Origin of the sequence: Collinsella sp. An268 (assembly GCF_002159765.1) — a bacterium.
Classification (GTDB): Bacteria; Actinomycetota; Coriobacteriia; order Coriobacteriales; family Coriobacteriaceae; genus Coprousia.
On record NZ_NFJH01000008.1, the window covers coordinates 50,625 to 62,879 of the forward strand.

The following is a 12,255-nucleotide window of genomic DNA, read 5'->3' on the forward strand; positions in this document are numbered from 1 at the left end:
ACGCCCCTCGCCGAAGTAGGAATGGGCTGCGTAACCCTACAACGCCTAGGCATCCGGTCGAATCAGGTCATCCAAGCAGTATTCCCCTCGCGGGATATGGGAAAGGCGTCGATACTCCCTTGCCGCCGCAATGATAGAGGGGGCGTCCCAATATTCCTCAAGATAGTTCGTCCGCTTAATCTCTTTCATGCCTAACTGTTGGGAGCAGTAGTCACTCGGCTTTGTCTTTGACTTTCTTTTGTGCCAGCGTTCCCACTCTCCCTGTCGAATGATCGCAAGGACCTCGATTTCGGGATGCGTAAACGCCGTCACCACGGGGAACCTGTCGGCATACAGCCTTCCAAGCTTAAACGCCTCATGTCGCGAGTCGGCAATGCGCACAAGACATACCGGCCAGTCGAAGTCGAAGTTCAGGAGGTCATTCTGAACGTTCGCCGCCGAAACTCTGCGCACGACATCGACCACCTCGTCCTTAGGAAAACGCAAGGCGTCCGCATCCAACAGCTTTTGGACTATTACTCTTTCCGCGGAGCCCTCGCAAAGGATGATGGGATGATAATGCCTTTCCACAAGTTGTGTAAGCATATCGTCGCTACCCATGGGAGACCACCTGCTCCACATGGCCCCTCAATGCCTTTACATCTACGTAACGAGGCGCTGTGCCCTTGATGTAGTTTGCTGCGAACACCTCAGATTTTTTGTTCTCGATGCGTTTCACCTTGGTGGAATACTTCACCACAGTCGACAAGCAATTTGTCCCACGCGCAAGGAAGTACACGTTGTCTTTCCGATGCACATGGTCAAGTACTTGCGGGTAATGCGTGGTGAACACTATCGTGGCACCGTTTGGATTGGTGCTTTTGTTCACAAACAAATCAAGTACCACTTGCACGAGTTGACGATTCAGGTGGTTTTCAATCTCGTCCACAAGCAAATAGCCACCCGTTGTAAGAGCGCTTAGCGCTCGATACACCAGGCTAAGCCCTCGCATCGTTCCCGAAGATAGGACCTCCGCCAAACCTTCGGCAGACAAAAGCAATGGCTCTTCGTTTTCAAATTGCAGGATAAATGCGCGTCCCGAATCTTGCGGCTCGAGATGAGAAATCCTTGCATCAAAAACCTTCAGAATGCGATCGGTTCCCTCTGTTGCCTGTCGCAACGTAAATCCCTCTTCGGAGAAAACCGGAAGAGAGGGCCTACCACCGCACTCGTAGCTAATCACCGGAGAGGCGATGGACAGGTTGAAGCTCGAAACAATAGTCAGATCGAGAAGCGGCTTGCTGCGTTGGTATACGAGCTGTGCCACATCCAGTAGCTCATCCCAAGAAGCGAGATGGGATTTCTTAAGCAACGAAGATGGAATGGAGAAGATGAGCTCCTCGCCAAACGTAAGCTCCCGGTCGTATCCGCCCGGTGTGAACTCTGGCGTAAGAAGCGTGGACTTGACAAGAAAGTACTTCCCCCCTTCCCATACAAGGCAGCGAAGTGTCGAGGGTCCGTTGAACAGGGTGCACAGCGCTGACAATGACTCTGTCCCGCTAATGGACCGACCGTTCAACACTCTCGCAGCCAAATCAATGAGGCGCAGCGCGGTCGATTTGCCCGATGCGTTGATGCCTGCAAACGCCAAGATATTGTTGGTATAGATCGGTCGCTCAAGCTCTGTTGCCGACGAATCTGACGCGGGAACTCTGTCGGAAGTAAAGAAGTCGAGATCAAAAACTCCGTCTTCGAACATTTTCAAATGGTCGAAATACATTTTGAGAAGTCTCATCGCAACCAACTTTCATTTTCGACCGATATTTTTGTTTAAAGTATAACACCAGATGCGACGTAATGACAATGAGTGACAGGCGAGACGCATCGCCTGAGTAGCAAGAAGGCGCCTGCTGGAACAGGCGCCTTAACCACACCGCGCCGCCCGTAGCTCCCTCTAGATCACGGGCCCGCTGGCAACATCACTATACCGCGCAGTCCGCACCGCTAGTCAACCGATGCCTAAAGATTTCGGCAGCGGTGCTCGCCCCACGCTCCACGCCCAGCGGACGTCACGTACAATGACGACAGTGACGCGTCTTGGGGATGGGAGTCGAGATGATCTTTGCCCAGCAGCCTGCGATTCTTCTGCTCGACACCGTAGACGGGCTCGCCGCATACACCAATGCGGCCCTCGACTTGCGGCGAGACCACTTCAACCTGCAAGACCCTGTCTACGACCCCAACGAGCTTGCGGACGTCCTCGACGAGCTATGGCAAAACCTCGCCCTTGTGGATGACTTCGTTGCAGATAATCCCATGGGCTTCAGCTCCTACGAGCTCAGCCAGGTGCGCCAGTGGAAGAAGGTGTATGTGGGCTACGCTCTCGCCTTCTGCGACGATTGCGGGCGATTGCTCTTAAGCGTCAGCGACCGCTTGGTGGAGCCGTGCGGCATCTCGCGCGAGATGGTCGACATGCTCTCCCACCGCCCCACCTTCGAAGACCCTCTTGGGCTCAGCATCGCCCTCATTCCGTTTGCGGGTCGCATAACCTACCCTGCCGTCTTCTCAGAGCTGCCGATGGGCTGGGGTGACGGCATGCGCAAGGCGCTTGCGGAGGAGTTGCGCCATATGGTGGAGACCCAACCGGTCATCTCGGACGCCGCGACCTTTATTGAGGAGGTGCCCCGCATGCACGCCGAAGAGGCCGAGCACGCCGCGCGCGAGGCGCTAGAGGACCTCGAGTACGAGCTCAACCCGCCCGAGCAGCCCGTCGGCACACACCGCGGCGTCCTCGCGGGGCTCGACATCAAAGAACGCGAGCGAGCCATCGACATCTATATCGACACGAAACCCTTTGATCTACTCGACGAGGAGGGAGCCGAGCCACAACTCCACATCATCACCCTTATGGAGGAGCAGCGCGTTGCAGGCAAGCCCGACCAGCCGCTCGATCGCCTGCTCAGCCGCCTGCACATGGATCAAGTGCGGCATATCGCGCTGCAACTGCAGGTCCCACACGCACGCGACCTGAAAAAGGCAGAGCTGGTAGAAGCTGCCGTTAAGGCGCTCGCCGATCCCACGCGCGTTCACGAGGCTCTCTTTGGTCTCAACGAAATGCGGGGCCGGCAACTCAAACGGATTGTGGAGAACGGTTTCTCAATCACGCTTTCTGTAGACGAGCTCATCGACCGCACAACGCGGCTTCTCCCCTGCCCGCCGTGGTCCTTTGCGTTCAAAACGGGCAAGAGTTACACCTTTGCTGTGCCCGTCGAGCTGCGCTCGGCGCTTGGATCTGCGCCCCTCGACGAGATTATCGCCAACGGTGAGACCGAGATGCGCATCTGCCGACTCGCCAACATGTACGCGGAGCTCCGCGGCATCGTTTCTGAGGACGAGCTTATTGACGAGGTCGCCGCGCAGGACCTTGGAACAGGCTATGCCGAGCTTTTCGCCCGACACGGCAAGCGGCGCGCCGTGGAAGCGCTGCTTAGCGTCAACTTTGAAAGCGACCAGCTCGATTCCGATATTCTGGACGACGGCAAGACGCGCTGGCACATCTTCCACACCCTCTCCGACGACGCCGGCACCGCGCCCGATGACCCTTGGGCAGCCCCTGCGGTCGTGGAGGCGCCTCTCCCACCCATGCTTCAAAACCTGCTCAAGGCCCGTGAGAGCAAACCGGTGCGCCACCTAGAGCCCGAGATGGCTGCCTGCAACACGCTCTACGACTGGGAGCTCACGTTGCCGGAGGTGCAGCAACTCATCGGTTTTCTCGACGCCAACGTGCCCGACGATGCCAATGACTACTTCTACGCCGACAACGTGTACGAGACCCTGGAGGAGATGTCGCGCGGAGGCTATCCGCCGAACGCCGTTTTGCAATACGTGAGCGACGAAGAGATCATTCCCGACAAAGCGAGCCTGAAGCCCTTCCTCGACATACTCATGAACTTCCTGAACGCAATGCCCAACTGGGCAAACAACGGATGGGCGTCGAACGACATCCTGCCGAGCGACGCCCAGATGAGCTAGCAGAGGCGCAAGACTCACGCAAGCTACGCTTACGCCAAGGTCTCGGCATCGGAAAGCTTGAGCGAGGTGTTGAGCCAGTCGCTGTCCGGCCGACAGATGAGGCGCGCGTTGTTGTAGGCCATACGCATGGTAAGGATCGTCTGACCGATGTAGGCGCCCGATTCCATGAGCTCCACCACCAGCGCCACGTCAGGCCTATCGTCCTCTGTCAAATCAAGCGGCAGCAAAAGACTCATCGTGTTCTTGGTGGGATAGAACGCCGGCACCGCCGTCTTGAAGTTCCAGTCCACGCGCTTCTGCGCGAGCTCGATGGCATCATCCAGCCGATTGATGAGGCGCCGCTTGATACGCGGATCATCCTCGATGATCTCTCTGAGCTCGTCAAACGCAAGAATCCGCTCACCCGGATCCTGCGAGGTATACGCCCGCTCGATAACGGCAGGCGCCTCGGCGGAAGTCCTCATTTCTTCCAGCAGAAAATCACGTGGCAAACGGTTGATATTGTCGAGCAATATGTGGTCCACGTCACGCCTGAGCTCGCGGTCGGTATCGAACAGCAGGTCCTCTTTACGCTTGAAATACTGCGGACGGCGCGGCAGCGGATTGAAGGTGGCCACGAGCTTTTTGCCCCATTGGCGAGACCCCGCCTTGCAAAATGCCTCAAACCGCCACTGCTCACCGAGCGACGAGGGCGAGAAGCACGCGTAAAGCGGCTCATATGTCCGATCGACGAGGCCTGTATTGAAGGCAGCAATACCCTGTTCCCTATTCTCGAGCACCTTGCCCTCAGCTTGCAGGCGATAGAACGTATAGGTGAGGTAGCTGCGCAAAATGGGGCGCGCATGCTCGTTTTGCTCATCGTCGAAACTCCAGCGCTCAGGTAAGGCGATGGTAGCAAGCGTGTCGAGCAACTCTGTCATGTTGCCAAGATATGCCCAATCGGTAAGCGCGTGGCCAGCCACGACCCTTTGTTTGGCGAAGTCGTCCACATAGCAGACAAACCAAGGCTTGGAGCCTGACTTTTCTGGCGCGCGGTCGCGCTTCAAGGCTACTTCCACAAGTGTGGTCCCATCCGAGCGCAAGATGCTCACGGGAAAGAGCAGCTTGCCTTCATAGCTGCGGACGGTATGGGTGCTCAACGCTTCTGCCCAGTCGCGGTTGAGAAGCGCGTAAACGTCGATGGGCGCTTTGGCAGCAGAGCGGAGCTTCTCTGTCCAACGCTGCGAAACCCATACAAGGTCGGTAAAGATGCCACCCGCGCTCGCAACCTCACTCCATAAAGCCTCGGGCACGGGACCAAGCTGATAGTCCTCCGACGCGCGCATGGCCTCGAGCGCCTCGGGTCGCACAGGCGGCAATGAATCCGCGAACGTGCCCTCGGATGTAGCGCGAGTAACGGGCTCAGCCGTGGATGCGACTTCAGCAATCTGACCGCTGGCAACCGTATCGGAAGCCGCAGCCTCTGTTGGTACGTCTCCCGTAAGCGCATCCGTTGGCACGGCATGCGCCGCGCCCAGCACTGGTGACGAAACCGCCGTTGTCAAGGGGGCAGAAGGGACCGTAGCAGCATCTTGCCGTGCAACATCGCGACGCAGGCGCAGACGCTCCACCTGTGGCACATAGGAAAGGTACCACGGCAAACCGTCTGGCCGCTTGCTCTTAGCGATGGAGACCTCAACTGCATGGCCATTGGCAAGTGGCACGTGGGTCGCAAAGCTCACGGAGCGCTCGTCGTGCAAGTAGAGAGCGTCCGCAGCAAACGCGCACGCCCAGTCAGCCGCGATGAGCGCGAATGTATTCGATGACGTACCAAAAAGCTGCACCAAACGCTGTCGCGCCTGAGAGGGGATAAAGACAAAACTCAGAAAATCGGGTGAGAACTGCGCGCGAAACGCCTCGGATACCGGAGCGGCGCGAAACCAGTCTGCCTCGGCAGCCGCCTCGATGACGGCACGGTCCGCAGCCGTCAACAGCTCGTGCGCATCTGCTGGGGCATCCGCCGCATTATTGTCGTGTCCCATGTGAAGCTCCCCTCGCTCGCCCTTCCGGTATCCCCATTATGCGGGCATCGAGCGCTACGACCCACGAGGAATCGGCGAGCGCGCGACGCGTGCAACCACTGAGCGCGCTGTCCAAGAGGCTGTTCGAGCGAGAAGCGATACGAACATGTCATACGCCGCGGAACCGCCAACAACGAGACGACGGTCATCCCGTATTGTGAGGGATCACGGTTCTCACTAGCAGACGCCCTGCCCCTCGGCCGGGTCAATGAGCTCGACGGGTGTGAGATATGAGCCATCCCAATCGCACACGAGAATCGCCGCATTAGGGATGGGCTGCGGGTTGTCGAGGCGCGCGAGGTGCTCCTTGCCAGCCGCGAGCAGCGTGAACCAGAGCACGCCGCCGTGGACCGCGGCAAGCACGCGCTCGTGGCCCTCGCGACCCATAAGTTCGGCCATACACGCTGCCATGCGAGCAGCAGCCTCCTCCTCGGACTCGCCGCCAAACCGCGCGTAGAAGCCCCGCGTGCCGCGCGGCGGATTGGTGTCCTCGGTAAGCCCCTCAAAGATGCCGTAGTTCTGCTCCTTCAAACCCTTTACGCGCTCGTACGGCGTGCCCGCCAAGCCGAGCTCATCGAGCACAATCTCGAGCGTGTCGCAGGCGCGCTCGGCGGGAGATGAGTAGAAGTGGTCGAAGGTGATGCTGCGCTCGCGCAGCACTTTGCCAGCAAGGTGGGCCTGCTTGATACCCACCTCGGTGAGGGGCGAGTCGCACCAACCCTGCTTGCGGCGGAGTGCGTTGAAAAGGGTCTGACCGTGGCGGACGAGGTAGAGCTGGGACATGAGAGCTCCTTGTAGAAGAATCGAGCGGAACGACGATAGGGACGCTGTTGCAAACGGCGGGAACGTCGGCCTGCGCCGCTGACGGCAGCAAGCAGACGCCACGGGCGGCAATGGGCGGGCGGTATGCCACCACCCGCAGCTCGGCTGTCGTCCGCTTCGAGCTGCATGATACCCGTATCAGGGTGTGAAGCGCCAGCGGGACCAGTGCTGCGGGCAGCCGAAGACCTCGACCGCCGCTCCTTCTGCCGTGCAATAGCTCTGGATACTCCCCTCGAGTATGAGCGAGAAGCCAGCACGGCCGAGGTAGGAATAGGTCTCGCCGTTGTCGGACATATGGACGAGCGTGACGGGGCGCCGGGCCTCGCGCGCAAGCTTGTCGAGAAAGCGGGTGAGCACCGCTGTGTCGAAGGGATTGAAGAGGTAGATGTGGGTGTAGGGCGCGAGGTCCAAATCGAGCACGCTTGCCTGCCGGACCGCGAGGTTGGGACGTGGTTCCGTCCACGCCTGCGCGATGCGGGCGAGCTCAGGATCGAGCTCGACGCCGGTCGCGAGCGCCGACGGGAAGCGCTCCTGCATATAGGCGAGCACGCGGCCGCACCCGCAGCCCACGTCGAGCAGGTGGTCACCCGAGCCCAGATGGAGAGGGGCTAGCAACTCGTCCAGCACAAAGTACGGCGTGGGCGTGGGGTCGTGAGCGCCCTCCTCGGCAAAGCGCGTCGCATGCGGGGCGGCAAGGGACCTGCCTGCGAACGCGATGTCGCGGGCCATGTCTGCCTGAAAGAGCTCATCCCGCGTCATGCGCGCCCGCTCTCCGCCAACAACTCGTTCACCGAGACGATATCCCGGTAGAGCGCGCGGTGGCGCGTGTCCGGCATAACGTCGGTGTGGTAGTGGCCAAAGAACCACATGCGGAAGGAGAGGCGGTCCTCGATGTCGTCGAACCACGTTGTAAGGGCGTCGGTCGTAATGCCTTCGGCGAGGGAGTCGGCGGGCAGCACCGCGGGCAGCCACCGCGTAGCGCAACAATGCGAGATGACGAGGTCCACCTGCCAATCGGCAGCCGCGAGGTTGCGCTCGGCTTCTGCGTACTCGTCCCACGAGGGGAGCTCCTCGGGAAACCAGCTCCAGCCGGGCGTGCGCCACTCCTTGTCGTGACTATTGGCACCGCCCATAGTGAAGACGCGCCGGGTGGAACGCGCGGCTTCTGCGGGCAAATCGAAGACCTGCCCGCGCATGAGGCGGATGATGTTGGGATACTCGGGGTAGACCTGAACCTTGCCGCCCCAACGCTCGGTCACGGGAAGATCCTCAAGATAGGAATAGCACTCGTGGTTGCCATCGACGTAGAGCGTGGTCCAGGGACGGTTGTTCAGCCAGTCCAGCCAGTAGAGCTCGTCGTTGGAACCGCTCCACGGCATCCCAAAGTCGCCCGCGATGATAACAGAGTCTTCGCGCGTGAGGAGGCGCCCCTGCGGCCAGCGGCGGTACGAGAGCTTGGCGATGTCGATACCGCCGTGAATGTCTCCGGTAACCCAGATGGCCATACGCTCCTCCCCTTCTACGGTCCCTGCGCACTGCGCGCTCCGTGTGCCTCTGCATGCGAGACCCGGGACGCACGCCGCTTGCGGTGCGCACCATTCTACCTGCATACGGTACCTGCACGCGGCAGACGTCGAAAAACCGTTGGGAACGCCGGGGCAACCGTTGCCGGGTTCGCACTTGACAGGTCGTTACTCTGCCCGGTGCAATCAAGGTATAGTTTTGCGCTCGGCGCGCATAATCCGCCGGGCGCCACGGCGGAGGGAGGCCGCATGCGCTACGTTTGCTCCATCTGCGGATACGTCTACGACGAGGAGGTGGAGGGAACGCCCTTCTCGGAGCTTCCCGACACGTGGACCTGCCCCCTTTGCGGCGCCGCCAAGAGCGCCTTTGAGCCTGAACGCGCGACGGCCGACACGGCGCCCTCGAATGCGCGTGCCGCTGCAGCCGAGACCTCGGCCACCGACACGCCACCTGCCCCTGCGGCAGCAGCCACTGCGTCTGCGAGCGCGTCCCTCGACCACGACCTCACCGAACTGCCCGCCGGCGTGCTCGCTGCCATCTGCTCCAACCTCGCTCGCGGCTGCGAGAAGCAGTACCTCGCCGAGGAGTCCGCGCTCTTTGGCGAGTTCGCGACGTACTTTACCGCGCGCGCGGCGGCCGAGCCGGGCACCGATGACGCCCGAGCCATCAGCGAACTTGCCGACCGCTTCCAGCGCGACCTCGACGCCGGTTATCCGGCGCTCCGCTCCGCTGCCGAGGGTGCGGCCGATCGCGGGACACTCCGCATCTGCACGTGGGGCGAGAAGGTGACACGCACCCTGGCCTCGCTTGCCGAGCGGTACCGGCGCGAGGGGCCCGCAATGCTCGACGGCGCCCGCATCTGGGTCTGCTCGGTATGCGGCTTCACGTTTGTGGGCGAGCGCCCGCCCGCGCTCTGCCCCGTCTGCAAGGTGCCCGATTGGAAGTTTGACGAGATCCGCGGGAGGGCCGCATGATGGCAGCCGAGAAGACCCACATTGCCGTAAGAAACCTGCGCCTTTGCACCAAGGACTGCCTCTGCCTCTACGTTTGTCCCACCGGCGCAAGCGACACCGAGAACAGCATCATCGACCCCGATAAGTGCATCGGCTGCGGCGAGTGCGCGGCCGCCTGCCCGAGCGGCGCGATCTCAATGGTGCCCCTCTCCTACCCGCCCCAGCAGGTAAAAAGCGAGACGGTGCTTGCACCCGCGCTCGCCATGGCGCACGAAAAGACGCGCACCGAGCAGCTCGCCCGCGCGCTTGCCGCCTCCGCTGAGGACGAGGGGACGGGCAGGCTCGGCGCCGCCTTCGCCCGGGCCACACGTCTTGTTGCCGAGGACCTTCTGCGCGAGAGCGGCTACATGCTGCCGCAGAGCAAAAACACCCACGACCTCTTGCGTGCGCTCGTGACGGCCCCGCCCTCGGAGGACTTCCCCGCGGCTGCCGCCGAGCGCCTGCTCGAACTCATCCCCGAGAACGACGCAGCCGAGGACGCGGCCGTAGACGCGACCGCGAATGCCGTAGAGGACACGGCAACGGACGCTGCCGCAGGCGCCCCGCCCGCAACGTGCACTTACCGCTGCCTCATGTGCGGCGCCGTCTTTGACGTGCCCGAGGGCGAGACGCCCGTCTGCCCGGCCTGTGGCGCGGGCGAGGACTACCTCGAGCTCATTGTCGGGTAGCGCAGCGCTCTCTACGACCGCCCCCGGCGACGCCGGTCCTCGTCAATACCCGCGCGCCACGCGCCCGACGCCATCGACGCGCCCGCGCGCACCGTCGCGGTTGCGATGCTCGCTGCCTCGTACAGCGCCCCGGTGCCGATGTCGTCGGCAATGTACTCGACCGCCATATCGGGGTCGAGCCCCAAGCTCTCCGCCTCACGCTCCACGTCGATGTTCGCACCGATGAACAGGAACTCCCAGCCCATCTTCCGATGCTTGCGGATGAGGCTTCTCACCTGGCGGCGCCCGAAGCGGCGGCTCGCGTTCTCCATGCCGTCCGTCGTGATGACGAAGAGCACGCGGTCCGCCTCGTAGCCCTTCGGCTGCACACGCTGGACGAGGTCGATGTGCTCGATGGCGGCGCCCACCGCATCGAGCAGCGCCGTGCAGCCCCGGCAGCGGTACGTGCGCCGCGTGAGGCGCGGGACCTTCTCGATGGGCACGCGGTCGAGCACGACCTCCGACCGGTCGTTAAACTGGACGAGCGACACGAACGCCTCGCCCGGCTCTGCGCGGTTCTCATCGATGAGCGCGTTGAACCCGCCGATGGTGTCACTCTCAAGCCCGGCCATAGAGCCGCTCGCATCGAGGATAAAGACGAGCTCGGCGCGTACGCCCCTGCCGCCCTTACCAGCCGCGCTGCTACTCCCACTGCGGCTGTCCACGCCATCGCGGTTGTTCTGCTTTTTGCGAGTCGTTCTCTCGATATCTTTCTTGCCCATGGTGCCCTCCTTGCTGTTGGGAACTGACACCTATGAGGCTACGCGGCGGCGTGCAGGGGCAGGTAAACTGCCAGGGGACATCTGAGACGCTACGCGCGGGCGCCTGGGACGAAGCTAGAGAGCGACCTTGCGCCCGAGCGGCGACACCGCCGGCGCTCAGGTCGCCCTACAGCGAGCCCACGAGCGGTTGGTCGTAGGCAAAGAGCATTTCGTTCAGGCGAAATACGTCGTAGATGCCGCGCTCGATAAAGAAGCGGACGATGACATCGAACTTGCTCGCACGCGAGAGCGTGAGCCCCGCGCGGCCCAGCAGGTCCTGCGTCTCGCGCAGGTTGAGCTCAAGGGCAAAAGCGAGCGCCACCGCGGTGGGCTTGGTGGGCCGATACGCTGCGTTGCCACGGATCTTCGCAAAGAGCTGGCGGCTCAGGTTCGCGCGGTGGTAGACCTCGGCATCGGTCATACCGCGCGCGTCGATAAGCGCAAGAAGCGTCTCCGAGAACGACGCGTCAAGATGCGCGAGCGCCTCGTCGAGGGCACCCTTGTCTGAGGACGGCACGGCCAAGGGCTGAGGGGCACAGAGAGATCCCGCGCCATAAGACCGCGCGGATCCAGGTGCACCGGATGAGGAGCCGTCCTCCGCCCACGCACTTTCCCGCTCCAACTCGGCCGCTCGCGAACGGGCCCGCAGGTGGTGCTCGGCATAGGCGTCGTCGATGTACTCCGCGATTTCAGTCGCGAGCGCGCTCCCTTCGCGCACAACGGCGCGGTCAAACACCACAAGTGTTGCCGCCACCTCGTCGTGCGCGGCCAAAAACGCCGCCGTCTCCTCGCGCGCGACCGCAAGCGCTTGGGCCACGGGATAGCCGTAGATGCCGGCGGATATGAGCGGGAAGGCGACCGAGCGCGCGCCGAGTTCCACCACGCGGGCAAACACCGCACGGTAGCAGCGGCGCAGAGCCTCCTCCTCGCCATGGGTGCCACCGCGCCAGATGGGCCCGACGGCATGGATGCACCAGCGCGCCGGCAGGCGGAAGGCCGGCGTCACCACGGCGTCGCCTGTGTCGCAATGGCCGATAGCCTCGCAAGCGCGCGCCATGTCCGCATAGCCCGCGGCCTCAAACAACGCACCGCAAACCCCGCCGCCGGGGGCAAGGCGGGTGTTGGCAGCGTTTACCACCGCGTCAGCTGCTACACGGGCAATGTCGTTACGGACGATGGAAAGGGGCATGGCAACCTCCTTAAACCTTGTAGGGATTATATCTATATGATTCCGCACGCATCACGACGCAATCGTGGTAAATTCCATAGTGATGTAACCTATTTGGTTACATCGAGATAATCATTCTGGCCTTAGGAGGGACTGCTGGAGGGCCTGACGAACTATTGGGGGCGGTGC

At 62.0% G+C, this 12,255-nt stretch carries 11 protein-coding genes; 3 read left to right on the forward strand and 8 right to left on the reverse strand.

Going from position 1 to position 12,255, the window contains the following annotated elements:
- Positions 1–45: 45 nt before the first annotated feature.
- Both B5F70_RS07350 and B5F70_RS07355 read right to left on the reverse strand, forming a co-directional pair.
- Entirely contained in the window at positions 46–600 is a 555-nt protein-coding gene (locus B5F70_RS07350; protein ID WP_087204929.1) for a hypothetical protein, read from the reverse strand.
- Positions 593–1,774, reverse strand: coding sequence for an AAA family ATPase (locus B5F70_RS07355; RefSeq protein WP_087204930.1), 1,182 nt, complete (start codon positions 1,772–1,774; stop codon positions 593–595). The genes B5F70_RS07350 and B5F70_RS07355 overlap by 8 nt, the downstream gene beginning before the upstream one ends.
- Positions 1,775–2,094: 320 nt before the next feature.
- On the opposite strand from B5F70_RS07355, the gene B5F70_RS07360 reads away from it, so the two are divergent.
- A complete protein-coding gene (locus B5F70_RS07360; protein WP_087204931.1) occupies positions 2,095–4,011 on the forward strand; it encodes a hypothetical protein in 1,917 nt (638 codons plus the stop codon).
- 29 nt (positions 4,012–4,040) lie between these two features.
- Here B5F70_RS07360 and B5F70_RS07365 read toward each other — a convergent pair whose 3' ends face one another.
- The 4 genes from B5F70_RS07365 to B5F70_RS07380 all read right to left on the reverse strand — a co-directional run bounded on the left by B5F70_RS07365 (position 4,041) and on the right by B5F70_RS07380 (position 8,398).
- The gene (locus tag B5F70_RS07365) at positions 4,041–6,032 is read right to left on the reverse strand and encodes a DUF3825 domain-containing protein (RefSeq protein ID WP_087204932.1); all 1,992 of its coding nucleotides are present in this window, start codon (positions 6,030–6,032) and stop codon (positions 4,041–4,043) included.
- A gap of 216 nt (positions 6,033–6,248) precedes the next feature.
- On the reverse strand, positions 6,249–6,854 hold the full coding sequence (locus B5F70_RS07370; protein WP_087204933.1) for a histidine phosphatase family protein: 606 nt from the start codon (positions 6,852–6,854) through the stop codon (positions 6,249–6,251).
- A 177-nt stretch (positions 6,855–7,031) separates the two neighbouring features.
- Positions 7,032–7,652, reverse strand: coding sequence for a class I SAM-dependent methyltransferase (locus B5F70_RS07375; RefSeq protein ID WP_087204934.1), 621 nt, complete (start codon positions 7,650–7,652; stop codon positions 7,032–7,034).
- Positions 7,649–8,398, reverse strand: coding sequence for a metallophosphoesterase (locus B5F70_RS07380; protein ID WP_158094964.1), 750 nt, complete (start codon positions 8,396–8,398; stop codon positions 7,649–7,651). Before B5F70_RS07380 ends, B5F70_RS07375 begins: the two co-directional genes overlap by 4 nt.
- A 267-nt stretch (positions 8,399–8,665) precedes the next feature.
- On the opposite strand from B5F70_RS07380, the gene B5F70_RS11010 reads away from it, so the two are divergent.
- Both B5F70_RS11010 and B5F70_RS07390 read left to right on the forward strand, forming a co-directional pair.
- Positions 8,666–9,391, forward strand: a complete 726-nt coding sequence (locus B5F70_RS11010; RefSeq protein ID WP_087204936.1) for a rubredoxin-like domain-containing protein — start codon at positions 8,666–8,668, stop codon at positions 9,389–9,391.
- Positions 9,391–10,098, forward strand: coding sequence for a 4Fe-4S binding protein (locus tag B5F70_RS07390; RefSeq protein ID WP_275532070.1), 708 nt, complete (start codon positions 9,391–9,393; stop codon positions 10,096–10,098). Before B5F70_RS11010 ends, B5F70_RS07390 begins: the two co-directional genes overlap by 1 nt.
- A gap of 11 nt (positions 10,099–10,109) precedes the next feature.
- On the opposite strand, the gene B5F70_RS07395 is transcribed toward B5F70_RS07390, so the two are convergent.
- Both B5F70_RS07395 and B5F70_RS07400 read right to left on the reverse strand, forming a co-directional pair.
- A complete protein-coding gene (locus B5F70_RS07395; RefSeq protein ID WP_143753942.1) occupies positions 10,110–10,859 on the reverse strand; it encodes a vWA domain-containing protein in 750 nt (249 codons plus the stop codon).
- Between the two features lie 166 nt (positions 10,860–11,025).
- Positions 11,026–12,087, reverse strand: a complete 1,062-nt coding sequence (locus tag B5F70_RS07400) for a macro domain-containing protein (protein WP_087204938.1) — start codon at positions 12,085–12,087, stop codon at positions 11,026–11,028.
- Between the last annotated feature and the right edge of the window lie 168 nt (positions 12,088–12,255).